The organism is Aminobacter sp. 01T433, from assembly GCF_056398585.1.
This window is the reverse complement of record NZ_JBFTPR010000006.1, coordinates 273403-296531: the sequence shown is the minus strand read 5'-3', so window position 1 is coordinate 296531 and position 23129 is coordinate 273403. Positions and strand designations below refer to the sequence as shown.

General features: G+C 61.7%; 16 protein-coding genes. 3 read left to right on the top strand and 13 right to left on the bottom strand.

What is annotated here, in order from left to right; translation table 11 throughout:
- The 6 genes from AC1DLV_RS13585 to AC1DLV_RS13560 all read right to left on the bottom strand — a co-directional run.
- Positions 1-2513, bottom strand: a 2513-nt coding sequence (locus AC1DLV_RS13585) for a DUF5801 repeats-in-toxin domain-containing protein (RefSeq protein ID WP_476800072.1), incomplete at its 3' end; no start/stop codon positions are given.
- Between the two features lie 288 nt (positions 2514-2801).
- Positions 2802-3431 (bottom strand): ribbon-helix-helix domain-containing protein, encoded by a 630-nt coding sequence (locus tag AC1DLV_RS13580; protein ID WP_476800071.1) that lies wholly within the window; start codon positions 3429-3431, stop codon positions 2802-2804.
- A complete protein-coding gene (locus AC1DLV_RS13575; protein ID WP_476800070.1) occupies positions 3421-4710 on the bottom strand; it encodes an HlyD family type I secretion periplasmic adaptor subunit in 1290 nt (429 codons plus the stop codon). The genes AC1DLV_RS13580 and AC1DLV_RS13575 overlap by 11 nt, the downstream gene beginning before the upstream one ends.
- A gap of 56 nt (positions 4711-4766) precedes the next feature.
- Entirely contained in the window at positions 4767-6902 is a 2136-nt protein-coding gene (locus AC1DLV_RS13570) for a type I secretion system permease/ATPase (RefSeq protein WP_476800069.1), read from the bottom strand.
- 31 nt (positions 6903-6933) lie between these two features.
- A complete protein-coding gene (locus tag AC1DLV_RS13565) occupies positions 6934-8373 on the bottom strand; it encodes a TolC family protein (protein ID WP_476800084.1) in 1440 nt (479 codons plus the stop codon).
- Between the two features lie 336 nt (positions 8374-8709).
- Complete coding sequence (locus AC1DLV_RS13560; RefSeq protein ID WP_476800068.1) at positions 8710-9642, bottom strand: transglutaminase-like cysteine peptidase; 933 nt, start codon at positions 9640-9642, stop codon at positions 8710-8712.
- A gap of 156 nt (positions 9643-9798) precedes the next feature.
- On the opposite strand from AC1DLV_RS13560, the gene AC1DLV_RS13555 reads away from it, so the two are divergent.
- The 3 genes from AC1DLV_RS13555 (at position 9799) to AC1DLV_RS13545 (ending at position 13961) form a co-directional block, all read left to right on the top strand.
- Entirely contained in the window at positions 9799-10599 is an 801-nt protein-coding gene (locus AC1DLV_RS13555) for a thermonuclease family protein (protein ID WP_476800067.1), read from the top strand.
- A gap of 154 nt (positions 10600-10753) precedes the next feature.
- Positions 10754-11539 (top strand): GGDEF domain-containing protein, encoded by a 786-nt coding sequence (locus AC1DLV_RS13550; protein WP_476800066.1) that lies wholly within the window; start codon positions 10754-10756, stop codon positions 11537-11539.
- A gap of 226 nt (positions 11540-11765) precedes the next feature.
- On the top strand, positions 11766-13961 hold the full coding sequence (locus AC1DLV_RS13545; RefSeq protein WP_476800065.1) for an esterase-like activity of phytase family protein: 2196 nt from the start codon (positions 11766-11768) through the stop codon (positions 13959-13961).
- 71 nt (positions 13962-14032) lie between these two features.
- Here the strand turns inward: AC1DLV_RS13545 and AC1DLV_RS13540 are convergent, their stop codons facing one another.
- The 7 genes from AC1DLV_RS13540 to AC1DLV_RS13510 form a co-directional block, all read right to left on the bottom strand.
- Entirely contained in the window at positions 14033-14833 is an 801-nt protein-coding gene (locus AC1DLV_RS13540; protein ID WP_476800064.1) for a maleate cis-trans isomerase family protein, read from the bottom strand.
- Positions 14834-14866: 33 nt separating this feature from the next.
- Positions 14867-15622 carry an ABC transporter ATP-binding protein gene (locus tag AC1DLV_RS13535; RefSeq protein ID WP_476800063.1) on the bottom strand — a complete coding sequence of 252 codons (756 nt, stop codon included), beginning with the start codon at positions 15620-15622 and terminating at the stop codon, positions 14867-14869.
- Positions 15619-16380: an ABC transporter ATP-binding protein gene (locus AC1DLV_RS13530; RefSeq protein WP_476800062.1), complete on the bottom strand. Its 762-nt coding sequence runs from the start codon at positions 16378-16380 to the stop codon at positions 15619-15621. Before AC1DLV_RS13530 ends, AC1DLV_RS13535 begins: the two co-directional genes overlap by 4 nt.
- Entirely contained in the window at positions 16373-17266 is an 894-nt protein-coding gene (locus AC1DLV_RS13525; protein ID WP_476800061.1) for a branched-chain amino acid ABC transporter permease, read from the bottom strand. Before AC1DLV_RS13525 ends, AC1DLV_RS13530 begins: the two co-directional genes overlap by 8 nt.
- On the bottom strand, positions 17259-18152 hold the full coding sequence (locus tag AC1DLV_RS13520; protein WP_476800060.1) for a branched-chain amino acid ABC transporter permease: 894 nt from the start codon (positions 18150-18152) through the stop codon (positions 17259-17261). Before AC1DLV_RS13520 ends, AC1DLV_RS13525 begins: the two co-directional genes overlap by 8 nt.
- Before the next feature lie 103 nt (positions 18153-18255).
- Positions 18256-19347 carry an ABC transporter substrate-binding protein gene (locus tag AC1DLV_RS13515; RefSeq protein WP_476800059.1) on the bottom strand — a complete coding sequence of 364 codons (1092 nt, stop codon included), beginning with the start codon at positions 19345-19347 and terminating at the stop codon, positions 18256-18258.
- 290 nt (positions 19348-19637) lie between these two features.
- On the bottom strand, positions 19638-23117 hold the full coding sequence (locus AC1DLV_RS13510) for an indolepyruvate ferredoxin oxidoreductase family protein (protein ID WP_476800058.1): 3480 nt from the start codon (positions 23115-23117) through the stop codon (positions 19638-19640).
- Positions 23118-23129 lie beyond the last annotated feature (12 nt).

Genomic DNA, 23129 nt, shown 5'->3' with positions numbered 1-23129 from the left:
TTGAACGTACCGCCGTCGACACGGCCAACGATCAGGCCGCCTTCAAGGTAGAGACGGATCACATAACCTTCGGTCGTGCGCAGTCCGGAATCCTGGGCGTCGCCGCCCTTCAGCACCAGCGAGAACACCTTGGAGCCCTGCGCTGCCGCGCCATCCGAGCCAAACGCAACATCGGCATCGATCAGGCCGTTCTGCTTGGCAAAGCCGATCGGGTCGTTGCCGGCAACATCCGGATCATTGCCCTTGTTGGTGATGCCATCGAACAGCGACAGCGAGCCGAAAACGTCGTCGGCGTCTAACTGCCTGCCCGACGTCTCATCATGCACGAGCAAACGACCTGTCGTCGTCAATTCGACCTCAGGAACGTCGTCGCGAATGGTGATGTTGACTTTGCCAGCGAGCACCACGAAGTCGCCGTCGCCGTCGGTCGCCTTGATGATCGAGCCGAAGTCGATCGACGACACCGTCCCGCCGGCAGTCTTCAGCTGCGTGTTTTCTTCGCTCGTTCCCGCAGGCGGCGCAACATGGTCGAGCTGGTCGAACTGCTGATACTTGAAATTGCCCGTCGCAGGATCGAGCGTCAGCGTGAAAATCGTACGGTCCTGGATCTGGCTGTAGCTCCCATTGCCGTTGTCGGCATATGCGACAATGGTGTTGCCGTTGACCACATAGCTAAGAACAACGCCCTTCGACTGAAGGCCAATCGCGGCCATGTCGGCGACGGCCGACGACGTGAAGCCGAAGCCACCGCCGGCAGCAGCGCCATCAGCACCAAAATTGACCAAGCCGGCAACCGATCCAGTTGCAGTCGCGCCAAAGCCAAACGGCAGTTCGAAGTCGCTGCTTGAACCGTCGCCAGTACCATCGTTCGGTGACGTGCCTACCGAAAGCCACGTCAAGATATCATCCTCGTCGACGGTGATCGCCGCAGACTCGCCGACAACCTTCGGACCGTCGTCTTCGAAGATGATCGCGCCGCCGATCTGGGCGCCGCCGGAGACGCTGTCATTGTCGAAGTCGGTGATTGTCACCGATGCGTTGACCAGTCCGGCAAGGTTCAACGAGTCATTATGCGACGCTGGCGTCGAACCATCCGAGTTGTGCTCAAGCGGAACGTTCTGCGTGACGGTCAGCGAACCGTCGGCGTTGATCTTGACGGTGAAGGCGATTTGCGTGCCGCCATTTTGAAAAGTGCCGGTAATCGTGGTCGAGTTCGTCTGCACCAGCGTGATTGGGAAATCGCCGATCGCCGTCTTCAGGCTCGTGGCGGCATTGCCCGACAGCGTAAGGGCGTAGACAACGCCACCACCTGCCGCTGCGCCGTCGGCGCCGAAGGTCGAACTGAATGAGAGAATCGAGCCGGCGCTGGTGACGTTGATCGGGAAACCGCCTGGCGTCCCCGCGCTCGTTTCGTCGAGAATGGCGGTTGCGCCGAGACGGACCCCGGAAATTTCAGGGCTGTCGTCTTCAACCTGCAAGGTCACATCCGCTGTCGCCGATCCGCCGAACGGATCCTTGACGGTAACCGGAATGACAATGCCGACAACGTCTTCGATGCCGGAACTCGGATGGTCGATCGGGCCCAAGATCTCGACCTTGTAGGCACCGGTGTTCGGATCGGTAATGGCGAAGCGAACCACGACGACGTCTCCCACCCTGCCCTCAAGCAAGTTGGGGTTGACCAGATTCCACGTGATCGCGGCACCATGCGATGTGATGCCAGCATTGGTCGCCGGGTTCGGCAGGCCGAGGCTGTAGGTAAGCGGATCGCCATTGCTGTCGGTCGCGCCGAAATTGCCGGTGAACACGCGCTCATTGGTGGTGTCGAACGGATTGGGCCCGTTGTCGCGATTGCCGCCGCTCAGTCCCTCTTCGGACAGGCGGATGGAAAAGCTCAGGAACTCGGGCTCGGCATTAATGCCGGCATCAAGTTCACGCCCTGCATATTGCGGGAACATAAGTGCTGTCGGCGGCAGCAGGTCGGAAACGTCGAATCCGTCGCCGATGCCGTTGGCCTGGATCTCGAAGTTGCCGCCCGAGCCCTGCGCCGCGCCCGCACCCGCAGAGAACGAACCATCGGCACCGAAGGCGACATTGATGCCGCCGGCTTCAAGGGCCGCGATCAGGGCAACGCGCGGCACCTCGACATCGCCGAGCAGGAAGGTCGGCACATTGGCGGCGGCGTCCTTGATGACGATGAGGGTGCCATCGGCCTGTTCGAGGACCAGATTGTTGCCGTCGACCTTTATGTTGTCGATGGAGATGCTGGCGGGCAGGTGGACGATGTTTGAAGCGTCCGCGACAAATTCCGTAGGCGTCGCCTGCGCAGGTGCAGCGGCCGTGGGCTGCGCTGCCTGTACGGGCTCACCGGAACCGGCATCGACGGGAACGGGATCGGCTGCCTGGGCCACAATCTGGCCTTCAACCGTAGGCTGGGCTACCGCGCCCTCTGGCAGGGCTGCATTTTCAGCCACGGAAGCAGACAGATTTTCAAAATCAACAGAGGTCGCCATTGCCCATCCCCAAATCGTAATTTAGCGACACTGAAACAATGGGCCGTCAGCAAACACAACTGTGACGAGAACCCGAATGCATATCAGGATATGCTGCTCCCTCGAAAAGTTTTCGAGTGGTTAACTGGCAGAGAAATCGCGGCCAAATTTTGCAAGTAAATTCTGGCGAATTCTTAAGGGTATAAGGTCTGCCTGTGAAACGTTTCCACATGCGCTGAACTGCCCGCCAGCGGGCCAAAGATCAGCCAAGACGATGGTGAGGATCGGGCACGCCTGCTCGCGGGTTTATCAGGTGACCACGAACGAAAGCAGCAGTTCCGGCGCTCTGATCGGCGCGCGGACCATATTGAGCTGGCCGTGGTAACGCCGCTCGCCGGCTCCGATGACGAAACCGCTGGCAATCGGCACGCCGCCATTGGCATCGAGCCTGGCGAAAATGTCGGCGACGTTAAGGTCGAGCGAAAGCCTGAGGTCGCGATTTGTCTCGTCGCCGAAGCCGACCGGCAGCTGCCGCTTGACCAGGTTCTGGAATGCCGAATTGAGCGATAGGATCTTCTTCATCGACGACAGGGCGAAGGCCGGTGCCGGGCAGGCGCCCAAAATGGCATTGATGGTGCGCAGCGAGGCCAACTTGCCAAGTGACGCATTCTGGTCGGCAATCCAGCGCAAGCAGGCCACGCGGATAGCCGAGGCGAGGTTGCTGGTATCGTCGTTTGCGCGAGCGATCTCTTCGACCATCTCGCCGATGGTCAGCCGGTTGTGTTCGGCCAGCTGCTTCAGCGTAGTCCAGAACAGGCGCTCGAGCCTGATGCCGCGCCGCGACCCCTGGCGAACGACGACGCGAAAATCGGTCGTCAGATCGTCAACCGAAAAGACGTTGATGCCAAGGTCATCTGGCGAAGGCGCGCTATCGCTCACGAAGCGCCTCGTTGCGCGCCTTGTTGATGGGCTTGAGCAGGTAGGCAAGGATGGTCTTGCGCCCGGTGATGATCTCAACCGTGCTGATCATGCCGGGAATGATGGAATAGGACATGCCGTCCCTCTCCAGCGTGGAACGGTCGGTCGACACGCGTACCTGATAATAGGGCTCGCCGGTGTTCTGATCGACCAGGGAGTCGGCGGTGATCGTCTGCACCTTGCCGTTGAGGCCGCCGAAAATCGAAAAATCATAGGCCGAAACCTTGATCAGCGCCTTCTGGTCGGGGCGGATGAAAGCAACGTCGCGCGGCGAGACACGGGCTTCGACGAGCAAGGTCTCGGAAGTCGGCACGATGCCCGCCACGACCGCGCCGGGCTGCACGAAGGCGCCCAGCGTGTTGACGTCGAGCGTATTGACGATGCCGTCGACGGGCGAGCGGATGTCGGTGCGCGCGACACGGTCGGTGGCGCCGCGGATGGTTTCGTCGACCACCGAAAGCTCGGCCAGCGCCTGGGTCAGTTCGTCGAGCGCTTCTTGCTGCAGCTGCAGGCCGAATTCGTCGACCTGGAGCTTGGCCTCGACGATCGCGCCCTCGGTCCGCTTGATGGTTTCCTCGGCCAGATTGAGCTGGCCCCTGAGTTCGGTCTGTTCGCGATCGACGCGCATCTGTTCGGTCTGGGCCATCAGCTTGCGCTTGACCATGGAGGTGATGAGCTCGGCCTCCTTGTCGCTGACCGCCAGGCTCTCCGTCAGCCGCTGCACATTGACCTTTGCTTCGTTCAGTTCCTTTTCGCGCTGGTCGAGCCGCGACTTCAACACATTGAGCTTGATGTCGAAATTCTGCCGCCTGGCCACGAGCAGCTTCTGCTCGTTTTCGCAGATCTGGGGTGCTGTGCGCATGAGATCTTCGGGACAGCTGAGTGGCTCGCCGATCCGGCCTTCTTGTTCCTGCTTGAGCCGGGCAATGCGGGCCGAGAGCGTGCGCGCCTTTGCCTGCTGTTCGCCGAGGCTGGATTCGTTGAGCGTGTCGTCGAGCCGGACGATGAGATCGTTCTTCTTGACCACCTGACCGATCTTGACGGCGATCTCCTCGACGATCCCTGCCTCGCTGGCCTGCACGATCTGGGTCTTTGAGGCAGGAATGACCTTGCCTTCGCCGCGCGCGATCTCATCGACTTCGGCAAGCGATGCCCACACGACGAACGCCGCAAACAGCCCGCCGATGATCCACACGGCTGCCGATGCAAAGAATGGCGGTCTATCTTCTTTTGATATCATCAATGCCCCATTATATTGAACGAATTCAATATAATCATGCCGTCAGACATCTGCTTTCAGCCGTTTGGCTTCTGCAGCGCCTGAATGACTTTTTCCTTTGGCCCGTCGGCAACGATACGCCCCTGTTCGACCACAATAAGGCGGTCGACAATTTCAAGCATACTGTAGCGGTGGGTCGATATGATCAGTGTGGTCTTGTCGTTGAAGGCCGTCTTGAGCTGTTTTATCAGCTGCCGCTCTGAGGCCAGGTCCATCGAGCCCGACGGCTCGTCGAGAAACACGATCTTGGGCCTCGTCATCAAAAGCCGGGCGATTGCCACGGCCTGCCTTTGACCGCCAGACAGGTTGGTGCCGCGCTCGCCGACATTCATGTCATAGCCGCGCGGATGGCGCGAAATGAATTCGTCGACGCCCGCCGCCTTCGCCGCGGCGATGATCTCTTCGTCGGTCGCTTCCGGCCGCGCCATCAACAGGTTTTCCTTGATCGTGCCGGAAAACAGGTCGCCTGCCTGGGCGACGATGCCGACGGCGGCGCGAACTTCGGAAGGGTGGTATTGGCGCACGTCGATTCCATCGAGCAGCAGCTCGCCAGTGGTCGGCAGGTACAGCCGTCCGACCAGACGCCCGAAGGTCGTCTTGCCCGAGCCGATGCGGCCGATGATACCGACGCGCTCGCCTGGATTTATCGACAGGTTGATGCCGGTCAGTACGTCGGTTTCCGTGCCTGGGTAGGCAAAGCCGACATTGCGCAGCGTCAGCGCGCCGACGCGGATGGGGCGATTGACGAAGCCGACTGTATCAGGACGATCCTCGGGCTGCTCCATGATGGAGTTCAGTACCCTCAGCGACAGCATCGCCTGGCGGAAGCGCGAAATGGTCATGGCAAGCTGGCCAAGCGGTGCCACGGCGCGCCCCGAAAGCATGACGGCGGCGATGATGGCGCCTGTCGAGACGGCACCACTGTCGAACGCATAAGCGCCCGCTACCACCAGCCCTACGGTAACCAGCTGCTGCACGAACTGCGTCATGTTGGCGGCTGCCGACGACAGTTCCTTGATCTTTTCCGAGGTGTTGGCGGCATTCTTGGAATGCTCGCGCCACTTCCGCAACAGATAGGCCTCGGCACGCAGCGACTTGATCGTCTCGACGGTCGAGATCGACTCGACCAGCAGCGCCTGGCGCTGGGAGGCCTCATTCATCGATGCTGCCACGCGCTTACCGATACGGTGCTGCGCCACGAGCCCAATAATGACTGCGGCGATGAAGGCGATGATCGGCACGATGACCAGCCAGCCCGCAATCGCGTAGATCACCAGCAGGAAGATGAAGACGAATGCCGTATCGATGAAGGTGCTGACGGTGTTTGAGGTGAAGAATTCGCGGACGAATTCATATTGCGAGACACGGTTGGCATATTCGCCGGTCGATGCGGGTCGCGCGCTGAGCGAGGTGTTCAACACCTTCTCAAACAGCATGTAGGAGATGCGCAGGTCGGCCTTGCGACCGGCATGGTCGATGAGTGCGGCGCGCGCGGTCTTGAGCAGCAGGTCAAACAGGATCGCGGTCGACACGCCGATCGCCAGAACCCAAAGCGACGAGATCGACTTGTTGGGCAAGATGCGGTCGTAGACGTTCATCGTGAAGATGGGCGAGGCAATCGCCAGAAGGTTGATGAAGATCGCCGCCAGCGCCACGCGCGAGTAGGAGCGCCAGAACATGCCCAGCGTGCCGTACAGCCAGTGCGGCCGTTCGATCCTGGCGGCATTGCCGACATTCATGTCCTCGGCGGTATTGGCATAGGTGATCGAAAAGCCGACGCCTCCGGCAATCGGTGCGGCCATCAACTCGGCGCGCGAGATCGACGTGCGCCCGTCTTCCTGAGGGCCCGTCAGAAACTCGGCCCCGTCGCGCTGCTCCGCCAGAATGGCGATGGGCAAGCGGTTGGGGCGGAAAATGATCGCTGGCAGGTCGAAGCGGCCGCGTGCGAAGTCGCGATGCTCGAATTCCGTCGTTTCCAGGCCGATGCGCTCGGCGAGATGCCTGATTTCCTGCACCTCTATACGCGTCGCCGAGATTGGCACGCCGGAAAATAGCACTGTTTCAGCGCTCGGGCGGCCAAGATAGGCAGCAACCGCTGAAAAGCAGGACTTGAACGCTTCTACCGGCGTCTGGATATGAATCTGCTGGTTCATGACGGGCGGGGGCTGCCGTCAGGCAGCCACCCTATTTCTTTCTGACCGGGGCCAGGAGGTCGAACGGCATATTGTTTACCTGCTCCGAAGGCGTCCGCGCATAGGTGTCGGTATCGGCTGTCGCTGGTACGTTGAACTCGCCGCGGGCATAGGCGGTGGTCTGCTTTGCCGGCGTTATGTCCATCGTCTTCAACAGCTGGCCGGTTGCTGCCAGGAGGCGATATTCGGCAAACAATGATGCGAAAGCCGCGGTGTTGGCAAGGGTTTCGGAATTGAAGCGCGTATTCTGCGCATCGAGCACGTCGAGCAGCGAGCGCTGGCCGACCTTGAACTGCTCGCGATAGGATACGACGAGTCGGTCGTTGACAGCCGTCTGCAGGCGCAGCGTCTTGGTCAGTTCGGCTTGGCGGAAGCGACGTTCCCACGAAATGCGCACAGCCTCATCGACTTCACGCTGGACCTGATTAAGTGCAAGCCGTGACTCGCTCACGCGCCGGATCTGCTCCTGCTCGTTAGCCTTGTCGATACCGCCGCGATACAGATTCCAGCGCAGCACCAGCCTTGCCTGCAGGTCGTTGGTATCGTCGGCGTCGCCGTCGATATCCGTACCGACGCGGGCGCGGCCCTCGGCAACGACCTCGGGGCCGTACTTGGCCCTTGCTGCATCGACAAGCGATGCAGCTGCATCAATGTCGGTGCCGGCCATATGAACGCGCGGATTGTTGCGGCGAGCAAGCCCGATCGCGTCGTCAAGCGATCGTGGCAGCGCCTTGGCCACCGATCCGGGCTTCGACGGGCTTGTCAGCGGCTTGCCTACAGTCTTGAAGAACCTGATCTTCGCTGCTTCCAGTTCTTCGTTTGCTTCCTGCAAGCGGGCCTGCGCGGCATAGAGCCGTTCTTCGGCCTGCTGTCGGTCGGCATCGGTCAGGGCGCCGCCCTGGATGCCTTCGCGGATGTCGCCGAGGATCGACTGGTGGACACCGAGGTTCCTCTTGGCGTCGCCAACGATCTGCGCCTGGAGCATATATTCGAGATAGTCCTGGACGACCGAAAGCCCGATGAATTCGGAGCGTTCGAGCACGCGGAAGGACGCACCATCGACACGCGAGGCCTGGCGCGTCAGTTCGGCACGACGGGCGCCATTGTCGAACAGTTTCTGCGTCACGACCACACCCGCTTCTGACGGGTACAGACTGTCGTCTTCAATCGAAAGGGCGCGCCGCGATGAGTTGTCGAGCCGGCGCGCACCGGTCGATGCTTCGAAGTCGACGCTCGGAAGGTAAAGTCCCTTCGCCTGGCGCAGCTCGAATTCGATCGCTTCGCGGTTTTCGATGGCCTGGCCGATCTCAGGGTTGGATTCGACGGCAACCGCCATCGCCTCCTTCAGCGTCAGCGCGTTGGCGCCATTGCCCGACAGCATGGTTGCCGTCAGCAATACCCCAAGCCGCATCGCCAGTCGTCCGAGACCCATCGGCATAAACATTCCCCCACTACCTTCCGGTGCCCCGCAGCAACCGAAAACCCAAACCCATCCACTAGGAGCAATTATCCAGTGGCGGAAGAAAATCGACAGTAAATTTCATGCCCCTACTCTGAATCCAACGATTCGAGCAATTTGACTAAAGCACTGATGCAAAAATGCTACATTTCTGGCTGCTAAAGCTGCCTCGGCATGATCAGCGCGCAGGTTATGCACCGACGATGCCACCTCGCGGATCGAGGCGGCGGGTCAACCTGCAATTGCCGTGAGGTCAGTATCCGTCGATTCGCCATGCGCGAGCTCGATCCTGGCCGCTTTGCAGTCACTTTATTGCTGTAGCGGGCCCTCGCCGGGCGCGATTGCGGCAAAGCTGCCTGTTGCAGCCGCGATTTGTTCCGAGCCGGGTTTCGCGCCATGGATCCAGGCACGATCGGTGCTGAAGGAATAAAGCGGAACATAGCTCTTCAGCGCGCCGTCGCGCAGGACATCGTTGCTCAAATTGTCGAGAATGAAGGTTCCACTCTGGGTGGCAATCGACAGAACGGCGTGGAAGACGCCCCGGCTGCTGTCCTGCAACACCACAAGCGACATGCTCTGCGCCGGTACGCCGGCTTCGATCAGTGCGGCCATCTTGAGAATGGCAAAGTCTTCGCAGTCACCGGCGCCGCGCGAAAGTATTTCGGCCGGCTTGGCCCAGTAATCGAGGTTGCCGTAGACCGCTTCATCCCTGCGGTAGGCGATCATGGTGTTGACCGCGCGATTCACGGCGACGAGCTTGTCGAGGAACTTGCCGTCACGGCTGCGCACGGCCAGCGCAGAAAGGATCGCGCCGTTCTTGCCGCAAGCGGCCTGATCAGCACAGTCGCTGATTTGGCGATAGACCTTGGCCCAGCGCCCCGCGACAGGGAAATTGCGCATCGGAATGGCAACCGAACCGAACACACCGGGAATGATGGCAGCTGTTTTCATCTGGTCGATACCTGCAGCCGCCGTGTCGTTGTCGGGTGTGCTGCGCAAGGCAAGACCGTAGCCGTCGAAATCCCGGCCAAACTGGAAGGGCTTGGCGGCAATTGTGGGTGCCGCAGGTTCGACAAGCAGCAAGCCCCCAAGAAGCGGCGCGGCGTGAGTCTGGGCGACTGTCAGCGACGCCGCATCAATTCGCTCGCTTGCACTGGCTCCGTTGAACGCCGCAACGAGAAGCGCTGCCGCTGCAAGGCTCCTCAATCCGAGTTTCGAAACGTTGCTCGCTGTTGCTTTCATTGCGCCCACCTATTTTGATGGAGGCTAACAACATCATCTCAAATTATCGGAAATAAACACGGGTAACTGCAGTATAATCTTCGAGATATACTTTTCAGAAAATTTTACGCAATTTTTCGACGTTCACAGTGCGTCTCTTCCAAGACTGGCACTGCCATGCAATCCATATCCATCTGTTCGATGGTGAAATGCTTTGCCGCGCCGTCAGGACGTTGTGCAGTGTTGTGTGAGAGCGAAAGCGACGTGACCTCGCGGCGTGCAATTCTTGTTCCATTGGTTGCGCTCGCCGCGATTGGCGCGGTCGCATTGGCCGTCATTGCACAGGGCAACGTTTATACACCACAACAGCCGATTTTCGAAGCCGATTCACCAGGTGCCATATCTGCGGACTCTGCAAACAAGCCCAGTGTCGCCTCCGGAGACCTAGGAGCGACTAAGCGCGACGCGACACGAGCGATTGCCCCCGATGTCGTCGTACCGCCTGGAGCTGCTGGGCAGACGTTGGAACGCGTCGAGGCGAGACCACCGCTCGGTGACTTGGGGCTCGCCCCGCTACCCAAGCCGATTGCACCAGACGATTGGGAGGGCACGCTTCTCTATCGTCCGGCGGTGACGTCCTCGGCCTCGTTCCAGTCGATGGGCTACACGATACTTATTGCTGGCACCGAGGCGCTCAGTCCCGATCGGACATGCGAGTTCGAGGGTACGAATTGGAACTGCGGCGAGCGGGCCATGCTTGCCTTTAGATACTGGTTGCGCGGTCGAGCGCCTTCGTGCCAGGTGTTTCCGCCGGCAGAAAGGCAAGCCGTGGCTGCCGCCTGCAGACTCGGCAAGCAGGATGTTGGCGCGTGGCTGGTCTCAAACGGCTGGGCGTACGCCAAATCGGGCGGTGGCTATGAAAAGGCCGAGGAGGTCGCGCGGAAGGCCAAAATGGGTGTGTTCGGTCCCCCGGGCTGAGAAGGCAAACCGCGGCGCGCCAAGGCTTTGGGATCGTGAAATTCGGAAAAGTCCTCGAATTTCTGCGGTATTCGTCAAACTGTTCGCATTCGCACAAGGAATGTTTCATTCTCCACGGGTAGATCGGTTCGACATGAGAGCGGAGGGATCTGGCGTGGACAATTTGGGTACAGGAAATGCAGGGCGTAGCTGGGCACCAGTCGCCCGCTACGCGCTTTTGGGTGCGACCGCTTGCGTTGCGGTCGCTGCAGGAGCTGCGGCTATCCTGTTTCATGGCCAGGCAGACGGCATCTTCTGGCGCGCCGTGATCGGCGCCGGGGTTGTTGCTGGCGTGGTCGCCGCTCCGCTGCTTGCCATTGTCGCCAATGAACGGCGCAAATTCGGCGCCCTGAAATCCGAAGTCAGCAGGCTGTCTTCGGTCGATGCGCTGACCTCGGTGCTCAATGGGGGTGTTTTCGCGAGCCTGATCGATGCATTTCGCAGCGGTTCGGCTGGATCGGGACGCCGGCAGGGTGCGCTGCTGGTTGTCGATGTCGATGATTTCAAAGCGATCAATGCCAGGTTCGGCCATGCCTGGGGTGATGAGGTGCTGAAGATCGTCGCCGGCGCCATCAAGTCTTCCGTACGTACCGGCGATCTCGTTGGCCGCATCGGTGGCGAGGAGTTCGGTGTGTTCCTGCCTGGCGCCACAAAGGAAAATGCCGAGCGTGTCGCCGAACGCATCCGCGGCTCGATCTCCGACACCATCCTTGAACCGGGCGGACGCAATTGCCCGCTGACGGTCAGCGTCGGGGCTGTCTTGTTTGAAGATCAGCTCGAATTCGACGAGATGTTCCGCAAAGCCGACGGTCGCCTCTCCGAGGCCAAGGCACGCGGTCGCAATCGCGTAGAGTTCGCCGAATTTTCCAGCAATGACGAAAGGGCCGGGCTCAACGCCTGAGTCCGCCTTGAAGCAGCCTTGAGATATTTGAGCCGCGCAGCATTGCTGCGCGGCTTTGTTTTTTCTTTCTGAAGAGACAGGCCACGCGGGCCTTGTTCGAAACACCAGCTGGCGTGCCCGCTAACTGCATGGGCACTGTCACGAAACCATCATCCAGCTGTCATCGCGCTGAAATCTCGTTGCCCCAAACGGAACCCGCAATTCCGTTCAGGCAAAGAGGTTTTCCATGTCACGCAAGCTCCTGCTTTTGACGACCGCGCTCGCTGCGTCAGCGGCCTTCCCCGCTCATGCCGGCCAGGCGTTCAACCGTATCGCCACTTTTCCCGTCGCCACCAACTTGCCGGCTGATGTCGACGCAGCGACCCCGACCTCGTCGGAAATCATTGCGGCAACCGAAGACGGCATGACGCTGGTCTATTCCGACAGCCCGCTGGGTGCGGTCGGCTTCATCGACATCACCGATCCGAAGGCGCCGAAGGCCGCAGGCATCGTCAAGATCGACGGCGAGCCGACCTCGGTGATCGTTGCCGGCAACAAGGCGCTGGCCGGTGTCAACACCTCCAAGAACAAGCAGGAGCCTTCGGGCAACCTCACGATCATCGACCTCGCTTCCAAGGCGATCGAGGCGTCATGCGATCTCGGCGGCCAGCCTGACTCGGTGGCGCTCAGCAAGGACGGAAAATTCCTCGCCGTGGCCATCGAAAACGAGCGCGACGAAGAACTGAATGACGGTGCCCTGCCGCAGTTGCCAGCTGGCAACCTCAAGATCGTCGCCCTCAAGGATGGCGCGCCCGACTGCGCTTCGATCAAGACCGTCGACCTGACCGGCATCGCCACTGTCGCGCCGGAAGATCCCGAGCCGGAATTCGTCGCCTTCAACGACAAGGGCGAGATCGCCGTCACGCTTCAGGAAAACAACCACATCGCCATTGTCGATGCAGCGACCGCCAAGATCGTTGCGCATTTTCCGGCAGGCGAAGTGACGCTCGAAAACGTCGATACCAAGAAGGACGGCGCGCTCAATTTCACCGGCACGGTCGAAAACGCCCCACGCGAGCCCGACGCCGTGAAGTGGCTCGACAATGACCGCCTCGTCGTTGCCAATGAGGGCGACTACAAGGGCGGCGCGCGCGGCTTCACCATCTTCTCCAAGGCTGGCGATGTGCTTTATGAATCCGGCCCGTCCTTCGAATATCAGGCGGCTTCTGCCGGCCACTATCCCGACGCCCGCAACAAGAAGGGCATCGAGCCAGAAGGTCTCGAATTCGCGACGTTCGGCGACCAGAAGCTGATCTTCGTTGCCGCCGAGCGCGCCTCGCTGATCGGCGTCTATAAGGATACCGGTGCCGCGCCCGAATTCCTCCAGCTGCTGCCCTCAGGCATCGGCCCGGAAGGCCTAGTTGCCATCCCGCAGCGCAACCTGCTGGTCACCGCCAACGAGACCGACCTTGTCGAAGACGGCCTCGCGCGTTCGCATGTCATGGTCTACGAACTCGGCGAAGGTGAAGCCGCCTACCCGCAGATCACTTCGAGTTTCAAGGATGACGGCACCCCGCTTGGCTGGGGCGCGCTTTCGGGTCTCGCGGCCGATCCCAAGCAAGCCGGCAAGCTTTATGCCGTGTCGGACTCGGTTTATCGCTCGGCCCCGGCTATCTTCACCATCGATACGTCAAAGACCCCTGCCCTGATCACCGAAAAGACAATCGTCACGCGTGACGGTCAGCCTGCCCAAAAGCTCGATCTCGAAGGCATCGTTGGTGACGGCAAGGGCGGTTTCTGGCTCGCGTCGGAAGGCCGTTCCGATAAGCTCGTTCCGCACGCCATCTACAACGTCAACGCCAAGGGTGAAATCAAGGAAGAGATCGCATTCCCGGCCGAGCTTCTGGCGCACGAGACCCGTTTCGGTCTCGAAGGCATCACCACGCTTGGCGAAGGCGATGATCTTACGCTGGTCATGGCGATCCAGCGCGAATGGGCCGACGATCCCAAGGGCCAGGTCAAGCTCTTGGCCTACAAGCCCAAGGACAAGGAGTGGTCGGCGGTGCGCTACCCGCTCGACGCTGCCGAAAAAGGCTGGGTCGGCCTGTCGGAGATATCAGCCCATGACGGCAAGCTGTTCGTCATCGAGCGCGACAATCTGATCGCCCAGGAAGCCAAAAACAAGCGCATCTATGCGGTTGCGCTCGACGGCTTTAAGCCGGCCAAGCTCGGCGGCGAGCTGCCGCTGGTGGAAAAGGCGCTGGTGCGCGACCTGCTGCCCGACCTCAAGGCGGCGACCAACGGCTATGTCGTCGACAAGGTCGAGGGCTTCGCCATCGACGCATCGGGCGAGGCCTTTGTCGTCACCGACAATGACGGTGTCGACGGTTCTTCCGGCGAGACGCTGTTCCTGCGCCTCGGCAACATTGCAGCCATCAACTGAGCCCGCGCTAAACTGAACAAACCAGAGCCGCGGCGGTAACGCCGCGGCTCTTGCATTTGGAAGGCCGGCTGTCAGCCTGCCAGCGGTGTCCGATAGAGCTTGCCGAGGCCTTCGATCGGCTTGTCGTAGCCGCCGAGGCGCAGCATGTGCCAAGCCATGGCATGGTTGCTCGAGGTCACCGGCTTGCCGAGCTTGGCCTCGACCCGTTCGGCGATGCGTGCGACGCGCAAGCTGGTGCAGGAGACGAACACCGCTTCGCATTCGTCCGACGAACCGACGTCGAGGATTGCCTTTTCGATCGCTTCGGTGGTGATGCGGGCGACGAGATTGTCGTCCGGCTCGTTGAACGAGCCCATGACCGGGATTTCAAGCCCACGCGTCATGAAGGCTTCACGCAGCGAATGGTTGATGGTGGCGATATAGGGCGTGAGCAGCGCGATCTTCCTGGCGCCCATTGCCTTGAAGGCGGCGAGTGCGGCAGTCACCGGGTCGGTTACCTTCACCTCGGGCATGACTTCCAGGACGCGCTTGGCGACCTGGGCCTCGCCGATCACCAGCGCGCCTGAGGTGCAGCCAAAACCGATCACGTCGAAACGCACGTCGGGCAAAAGGCGGACAGTGCCGGGAATGTCGGCTTCCATCTTGCGCAGATTGTCTGGCGTGATCTCGACGGGCGAGTGCAGCCGCGCTTCGTAGAGTGCTACGCCTTCCGGCAAGGCGAAGCGGAACTCGTCCTCGATGGTCTGGTCGGTGCGCAACACCAGAAGTCCGAGATTGGCCGTCTGGCCGATGCCGTTGTCGGTGTCGAACGGGATGTTTTCGATGTTCGAAACGAGACCGGCCTGGCCGGCCGGCTGTGCAGCCATGGTCATGATTTGCCCTTCTATGTCTGGGGAGATGCTGCGTCAGCTGACTGCCGCGAGCCGGGGATGAGGCTCGACGGCCGGGGGCTCGCCGCCGAGGTAGAGATGGCGCATCGCCGGATCGGCCAAAAGGTCTGCTGCCCTGCCCTCGATCGCCACCTTGCCGAGCGACAACACATAGGCGCGGTCGGCAACGCTGAGCGCTTCGAAGGCGTTTTGCTCGACCATGACGATGCACATGCCGGTGCGGTCGCGGATTTCGGCGATCGCGGTAAATACGTCGTGCATCATCAAGGGCGACAGGCCCGCCGAAGGCTCGTCGAGCAGCAGCACCTTGGGGTTGGAGATCAGGGCACGGGCCAGCGACAGGATCTGGCGCTCGCCGCCTGACAGAGCCGAGGCCTTGCGCTCCTGCTTGGAAGCCAGAGAAGGATATTGCGCCATCAGCTCTGCATAACGCTCGTTGCGTTCGGCCACTGGCAGATGTCGGGCACCAAGCAGGATGTTGTCGGCAACGCTCAGGGTCGAAAAGACATTGTCGGTCTGCGGCACGAAGCCCATGCGGTGGTGCTTGACCTTGTCGTGCACGGCAACCGCGCTGACATCACGGCCCTCCATCTCGACAGCGCCGCCGCGCGGCCTGACGAAGCCGGCGATGCACTTCAGCAGCGTGGACTTGCCGCAGCCATTGGGGCCGAGGATGGTGACGATCTCGCCGCCGGAAGCCGTAAGGTCGATGCCCTGCAGGATATCAGGGCCGTCGCCATAGCCGGCGCGCACTTTGTTGACGCGGATCATGCCGACACCTTCTGCTTGGCGACCGACTTGCCGAGATAGGCCTCGACGACGCGTTCGTTTTCGGTGAGCGCGCGCGGGGCGCAATCGGCGATGATTTCGCCACGGTCGAGCACGATGCAGCGGCTGCATAGTTCGCGGATGAAATGCATGTCGTGTTCGACCACCAGCATGGCGACGCCGCGCTTGTTGAACGCCTTGAGCAGCTCGACCATGCGGCTGCGCAGCTGCGGATGAACGCCCGCCGTTGGCTCGTCGAGGCAGAGCAGTTTCGGCCTGGTGCGCAAGGCGACCGCGATGGAGAGCAGTTTCTTCTGGCCGCCCGACAGCGAACTTGCCGGCTGGTGAGCGACAGGCGCGAGGGCGAACTGTTCGATCAGCTCCTCGGCCTCGGCGTCGTCGCTGCCCTTGCCGGTGAAGGCGTCGAGCAGCCCTGCCCCGTCGCGTGATCCGGCGCGCAGCACTTCGCGCACGGTCATGCGGTGTGGCATCGACGGCAACTGGAAGGTGCGGACCAGGCCTTGTCGGGCGATCTTGTAGGAAGGCATGCCGGCAACAGATCTGCCAAGGAAAAGGATATCGCCGGCATCGGGGCGCGAAAAGCCCGAGACGATGTTGAGTAGGGTCGATTTGCCCGAGCCGTTCGGCCCGAGCAGGCCGACGATCTCGTCGGCGCCGATGCGAAAACGCACGTCGCTCAGCACCTTGTGGGCGCCGAAGGCCTTTGCGACGCGCTCGGCGGTCAGGACAGCCTCAGCCATTTTGCTTGCCTCCGATACATTCGGGGATCAGGCCCTGCGTGCGCCACATCAGGAAGGCGAGCAGGCCGCCGCCGACGAGCGTCAAGCGCATGGCCGCGACATATTCCGACGGCAGGCCTAGCGCATCCTTCACGAAGGGCACGAAGGCGAACAGGAACTGCATCAGGATGGCGCCGACGATGGCGCCGAGATGGTTGCCCGAGCCGCCGATGATGACCATCGCCCAGATCAGGAAGGTCTCGGAGCTGACCAGTTGGTCGGGACCAACGAAGGTGATGTAGTGGGCGAAGACGAAGCCCGAGGCGGCGGCCAGGACGGCAGCGACCATCAGTGTTTGCGTCTTTAGCGCTGCCAGATCATAGCCGAGCGAGGCGGCAAGCTGCGGCTCTTCGCGCATAAGCTTGAGCGCCAGCCCGTAGCGGCTTGTGGTCAGGCGCTGGCACAGCCACCAGGCGGCGAGCAGCAGGAGAATGCACAGGCCAAGCGTCATCAGCGGACCCAAGGGACGCGGCATGTCGCCGAACAAAAGCGGGATGCCGCCGACGCCTTGCGCGCCGCCGGTCAGCCAGGCCTCGTTGTTGGCAAGGATGCGCAGCACTTCGGCGACCGCAAGTGTGGCGATGCCCCAATAGTCGGCGCCGAGATTGCGGCCTAGACGGGCGAAGGCAGCGGCGACAATCACGGCGAAGACGATGCCGAGCGCGATGCCGGCGACCGGGCCGAGCTGGTGCGAGAAGGCGATGGCCGCACCGTATGTGCCGCAGCCAAACAGGATCACCTGGCCGAAATTGACCAACCCGGCAAAGCCGACCTGCAGATTAAGGCTGAGCGACAACAGCCCGTAGAGGCAGGCCATGATCGCGACATGGATGAGGAACTCAAACACGCTTCACCTCCGAGACGAACAGGCCGTAGGGCTTGATCAGAAGCACGACGACAAGCAGCAGGAAGGACGCGGCGGTGGCATATGCGGCGGGAATGAACAGCACGGATTCGCCGAACAACGGTCCGAAATTGACATTGGTGACCATGGTTTCGGCAGCGGCGATGACGACGGCGCCGACGGCAGCACCAAGCGCGTTGCCGAGCCCGCCGAGGATTGCGGCAGCAAACACCGGCAGCAGCATATCGAGGCCGAGTTGGGCGCTCATCTCACCCTTGACCGACAGACCGATACCGCCGAGTGCCGCCATGACGCCCGACAGGAAGACGACGGTGTTGGTGACCTTGCGTGTGTCGATGCCGGTGGCGCTGGCGAGCACCGAATTGGTGGCAGTGGCGCGCATACAGCGGCCGAGGTCGGTGCGGAAGAGGATGAGCGCGAAGACTATGATGGCGAGCGCGCTGATGCCCACCGACATCAGCTGATGCTCGGTCAGCCGCGCGCCCAAGAAACGCAGCGGCGGGTTGATCTCCAGCTCGAAGCGCTTGGGCCTGGGGCCAGCAGTGACCAGGAAGATCGCCGAAAACACCATGGACAGCGCCAGCGAGCCGATCATGGCGATGGCCGAGCCGGCGCGCAACAGGCGCTCGAAAACAACGACGTTGAGCACGACCGCGATGATGCCGACCAGCGCACAGGCGGCGATGGCCGCAACCACCAACGGCAGGCCAGCCATCTGCAGGCCAAGCGCCAAAAGCGCACCTGTCGTCGCATATTGCACAAGCGCTACATTGGGAAAGCGGATCAGCGAATAGACGCTGCTCAACCCGATGGCGATCAGCGCCAGGTCGACCGCGCGGATCAGGACGTCGACGACAAACTGGACCATGCTCTTTTCTCGTAAGGTGACTTCGTCACACAGCGGCTGCGCTGGTGCGGAAAGGCAGGCCGGACGCCAGTTCCGGCCTGCCGAGAGGACAAGGGTCGGGACCCTAGCGTTGCTGGACGCCGTCCTCGATCTTCAGCTTGAGATAGGGCTGCTTGGAACGCTGGCGATCGGCATCGAAGGTGATGTCGCCGGTGGCGCCCTTGTAGCCGTTGCCGATTTCCTTCAGCGCGGCACTGATCGCCTTGGGCTCGGCCGAGCCGGCCTTTTCGATCGCGGCAGCGGCCATCATGACGGCGTCGTAGCCATAGCCGTTGAAGCTGGTCTTGAAGGGCTCGTTGTACTTGGCCTTGTAGGCGGTTTCATAAGCCGCGCCATCGGGGCCGATGTAGTTGAGGTCGAGACCATACTGGCCCTGGACGAATTTCGGGTCGGCGTCGGAGGTGCACATCGACAGGTATATGGCATACCAGGGCGTCGAGTTGATGCCGAGTTCGAAGGACTCGCGGTTGATGGTCGCGGCTTCCTTGCCATAGGCCGAGTAGACATAGACGTCGGGCTCGCTGCGCTCCATCTGCTGCAGCTCGCGGCGATAGGTGGTCTGGCCCTCAGTGTACATCACTGTGGTGACGACTTCGCCGCCAAGTGCCGCAAATGCCTTCTGGAACTGCTCGGCGACGCCCTGGCCATAGGCGTTGTTCGGCACGATCACAGCCGCCTTCTTCCACTTGTTGTCGACCACGTCCTGGGCTGCGAAGCCCGAGGACACGTTGTCGAGGCCGATCAGCGAGAACGAGCCGTCGCCGAGGCCGCGTATCTTGCCGCTGGACGACCCGATGTTGAGATGCACGCGTCCTTCCTGGACCAGATACTGGCCGACCGGGATGGTGATGCCCGAGGAGTATTCGCCGATCACTACCGGCACGTTGTCGACGGTGACGAGTTTCTTGGCAGCATCGAGCGCGGATGGCGCGCGGCCACCGGAATCCTCGATGATGACGCGCAGCTTCTTGCCGCCGAGCACGCCGCCATTCTCATTGATCTTGTCGACGGCAAGCTCGATGCCGCGGCGCTGGTCGTCGCCGAGCGTCGCGCTCGCGCCGGACAGCGGCACCACGGCGCCAAGAACGACTTCCTGGGCCAATGCAGGCAGGCTGCTCAGCGCAAGACAAGCAGCAGCCAGTAGGGCTTTGTGCATTTTCATCTCCATTTGTTTCGTTGTCGGCCGGGCCGCTACGTGGCGCCCGGTCCCCTCTTTGATGAAGATATGTAGACACAGAATTTTTCAGAAGTGAATACACATAATGATGCACTTGTCGTTTTATCTGCGCGGCGGCTGAAAAGCCCAGTTTTGCAGGCTTCCTGAGGGGTTTTTGTGCTGCAGTGCACAAGCCGACGAAGCGTTTTGGCAGCACTTTTTCGGGTGCGTGAAGCGTCGCCTGGAAGCACAATGATTGGCCCGATCTGACGAGGTGGGGCCGACTGATACTATTCGGCGGCAATCGCTAACGGGCGCTGCTCAAGTGCCTGTTCAAGCGATGTCCACTTGAGGCGCGCAAGCTTCAGGTTGCGCTCCTTGACGGGGCCGTAGCCACGGATTTCTTCCGGCACTTCGGCAATGGCGACTGCGGTTGCCAGCCTGTCCGGCGTCAGGCTGGCGAGCAGAAGCTCGATGCGAGCGCGGTACTCCGCGATCAGCGCGCGCTCGGTGCGGCGTTCAGCACTGTAGCCGAACGGGTCGAGTGCTGTGCCGCGCAGGCGCCTGAACTTTGCCAGCACCCCGAAGGCGCCCAGCATCCACGGGCCAAATGTCATCTTGGCCGGTTCGCCGGTGTTGGGATCCTTCTTGGCCAAAAGCGGTGGCGACAGGTGGAAGGTCAACTTGCCCTTGCCGTCGAAGGTCTCGGCCAGCTGCTTGCGGAAGGTGCCGTCGGAATAAAGCCGCGCCACCTCATACTCGTCCTTGTAGGCCATCAGCTTGAACAGATAGCGGGCGACGGCATCGGAGAGCTTTCCTTCGGCACCCATCACCGTCTTCTCGCGGGAACGCACCTTGTCGACGAAGGCGCGGTATTCGCCGGCGTAAGCGGCGTTTTGGTAGGCGGTGAGGAATGCCACGCGCCGGGTCACAGCCTCGTCGAGCGACTGCGATGCAACGCGATGGCCAATCGGCGAGTTGACTTGCGTCCTGGGCAGAAAGGCATCGACGGCCGCACGGTCCGCTGCCGCAAGGCGGCCGAGACGGAAGGCCGTGCGGTTCATCTCGACCGCCGCACCATTGAGCTCAAGCGCCTTGTCAATACTTGCTGCAGCCAGCGGGATCAGTCCGCGCTGCCAGGCATAACCGACCATGAACAGGTTGGTGCCGATGGAGTCGCCGAGCAATTGCGTGGCGATCTGGGTGGCGGCGATCGTCTCGACCTGGTCCGCACCGGCGATATCCTTGACGACGCCCGCCAATCCAAGTCCCTGGATGCGGAAATTGGGGTCGCGGATGAAGGCGCCGGTGATGGTCTCCTCCGAGTTCAGCACGACGCGCGTCTTGCCATTGGCGATGGCACTGAGCGCTTCCTTGCCGGCAGCAACCACAAGGTCGCAGCCGAGCACGACATCGGCTGAGCGCGATGAAATGCGCACCGCATGCAGATCGTTTGGCGTCGGTGCAAAGCGCAGATGCGTCGTCACCGGGCCGCCCTTTTGCGCCATGCCGGCCATGTCGAGCGTCGAGCAGCCCTTGCCTTCGAGATGAGCCGCCATGGCGAGGATGGCGCCGATGGTGATGACGCCGGTGCCACCGACGCCAGTGACCAGCACGTTCCAGGGTGTGGTGAGTTCAAACGGTGCAGGCTCGGCGATCGGCCGCGCGGCAATCGCCTTGGGGTCGATGTTTTTTGGCCGGCGCGGCTTCACGCCCTCGACGGTGACGAAGGAAGGGCAAAAGCCCTTCACGCAGGAGAAGTCCTCGTTGCAGGACGACTGGTCGATGCGGCGCTTGCGCCCGAACTCGGTGTCGACCGGCGTCACCGACAGGCAGTTCGACTTCTTCGAGCAGTCGCCGCAGCCTTCGCAGACCAGCTCGTTGATGATGACGCGACGTTCGACCCTGGGCTTTGGGTCGCGCTTGCGGCGGCGGCGCTTTTCGGCAGCGCAGGTCTGGTCGTAGACGATGCCCGATACGCCTTCGATCTCGCGCAGTTCACGCTGCACGGCGTCGAGTTCGTCGCGGTGGTGGATCGAAACATTGGCCGCGAACGGCTCCTGGCCGTGGTATTTCTTGATGTCGTCTGAGACGACGGCGATGCGCTCGACGCCTTCCGAACGAAGCTGATGGGTGATGCGCTGCGGGTTGAGTGTGCCGTCATGGCGCTGGCCGCCGGTCATCGCCGTCGCGTCGTTGAACAGGATCTTGTAGGTGATGTTGACCTTGGCTGCGACCGCTGCCCGGATGGCGAGCAGGCCCGAATGGAAATAGGTGCCATCGCCTAGGTTCTGGAAGATGTGGCGTGTCGGCACGAACGGCGCTTGGCCGATCCAGTTGGCCCCCTCCCCGCCCATATGGGTATAGGTCGCGGTGTTGCGGTCCATCGCCTGCGACATCCAGTGGCAGCCGATGCCGGCCAGCGCGCGGCTGCCTTCGGGCACACGCGTCGAGGTGTTGTGAGGACAGCCCGAGCAGAAATAGGGCGTGCGCTGGACAGGCGCGAGGCTCGCGAGCTTGGCGCCGTCGATATCGGACAGCTTGCCGATGCGCTCAATAAGATCCTTGTCTTCGATGAAGGGCAGGATGCGTGCAGCGATTGCGCGGGCGATCTGGATTGCGGTGAGGTCGTCATGCGCCGGCAAGACGATGCGGTTTTCGCCGTCGCGCTTGCCAAAGATGCGCGGCCGCCGCTCGGCTGGCATGTTGTAGAGGATGTCCTTGACCTGGCCCTCGATCAACGGGCGCTTTTCCTCAACGATCAAAAGCTCTTCCAGCCCTGATGCAAAAGCAGCGATGCCCTCGGGCTCCAGCGGCCAGACCATGCCGACCTTGTAGACCGACAGGCCAAGCTCGATGGCGCGCTTTTCGGAGATGCCGAGCTCGTCGAGCGCTTGGCGCACGTCGAGATAAGACTTGCCTGTCGTGACAATGCCAAGCCTGCGGCGTGGACCGCCCAGTGCGACGCGGTCGAAGCGGTTGGCGCGCGCGAAGGCAAGGGCTGCCGGCAGCTTGAGATTATGCAGGCGCCGTTCCTGCTCCTGCGGGCTATCTGGCCAGCGAATGCCGAGCCCACCGGCCGGAATCTCGAAATCGCCAGGTGTGTTGAAAGCGATGCGGTCGCTGGCAACGACGATCGAGGCGGAGGAATCGACGGTCTCGGCGATCAGCTTGAGCGCTGTCCAGCAGCCGGAATAGCGTGACAGCGCCCAGCCATAGAGGCCGAAGTCTAAGATCTCCTGTACCCCTGCCGGATTGAGCACCGGGATCATCGCGTCCATCAGCGCATATTCGCTCTGGTGCGAGGTGGTCGAGGATTTGCAGGTGTGGTCGTCGCCAGCGAGCAGCAGGACGCCGCCAAAAGGGGCCGAACCGGCGAGATTGCCATGGCGGAAGGCATCGCCCGAGCGGTCGACGCCGGGGCCCTTGCCGTACCACATCGAAAAGACGCCCTGCTTGTTGGCCTTTTCCATCAGATTGATCTGCTGGGTGCCAAGGATGGCGGTCGCGGCGATGTCCTCGTTGAGCCCTGTCTGGAAACGGATCTCATTGGCTTCGGCAAACTTGCGTGCCTGACCGAATGCCTGGTCGATGCCTCCGAGCGGCGAGCCGCGATAGCCGGTGACGAAGCCAGCCGTGTCGAGACCGGCGGCACGGTCAATCCGGCGCTGCACCATCGGCAGGCGCACCAGCGCCTGGGTGCCGGTCACGAAAATGCGCCCGTCGTCCAGCAGATACTTGTCGTCGAGCGAAACTGCCGGATTGGCCATCTGGATCTCCTG

Bases quoted from the DNA above. Each gene is read 5' to 3' on its own strand.
- AC1DLV_RS13575 (WP_476800070.1), bottom strand. From the start codon at position 4,710: ATGATATCAAAAGAAGATAGACCGCCATTCTTTGCATCGGCAGCCGTG.
- AC1DLV_RS13570 (WP_476800069.1), bottom strand. From the start codon at position 6,902: ATGAACCAGCAGATTCATATCCAGACGCCGGTAGAAGCGTTCAAGTCC.
- AC1DLV_RS13565 (WP_476800084.1), bottom strand. From the start codon at position 8,373: ATGGGTCTCGGACGACTGGCGATGCGGCTTGGGGTATTGCTGACGGCA.
- AC1DLV_RS13560 (WP_476800068.1), bottom strand. From the start codon at position 9,642: ATGAAAGCAACAGCGAGCAACGTTTCGAAACTCGGATTGAGGAGCCTT.
- AC1DLV_RS13555 (WP_476800067.1), top strand. From the start codon at position 9,799: ATGCAATCCATATCCATCTGTTCGATGGTGAAATGCTTTGCCGCGCCG.
- AC1DLV_RS13545 (WP_476800065.1), top strand. From the start codon at position 11,766: ATGTCACGCAAGCTCCTGCTTTTGACGACCGCGCTCGCTGCGTCAGCG.
- AC1DLV_RS13540 (WP_476800064.1), bottom strand. From the start codon at position 14,833: ATGACCATGGCTGCACAGCCGGCCGGCCAGGCCGGTCTCGTTTCGAAC.
- AC1DLV_RS13535 (WP_476800063.1), bottom strand. From the start codon at position 15,622: ATGATCCGCGTCAACAAAGTGCGCGCCGGCTATGGCGACGGCCCTGAT.
- AC1DLV_RS13530 (WP_476800062.1), bottom strand. From the start codon at position 16,380: ATGGCTGAGGCTGTCCTGACCGCCGAGCGCGTCGCAAAGGCCTTCGGC.
- AC1DLV_RS13520 (WP_476800060.1), bottom strand. From the start codon at position 18,152: ATGGTCCAGTTTGTCGTCGACGTCCTGATCCGCGCGGTCGACCTGGCG.
- AC1DLV_RS13515 (WP_476800059.1), bottom strand. From the start codon at position 19,347: ATGCACAAAGCCCTACTGGCTGCTGCTTGTCTTGCGCTGAGCAGCCTG.
- AC1DLV_RS13510 (WP_476800058.1), bottom strand. From the start codon at position 23,117: ATGGCCAATCCGGCAGTTTCGCTCGACGACAAGTATCTGCTGGACGAC.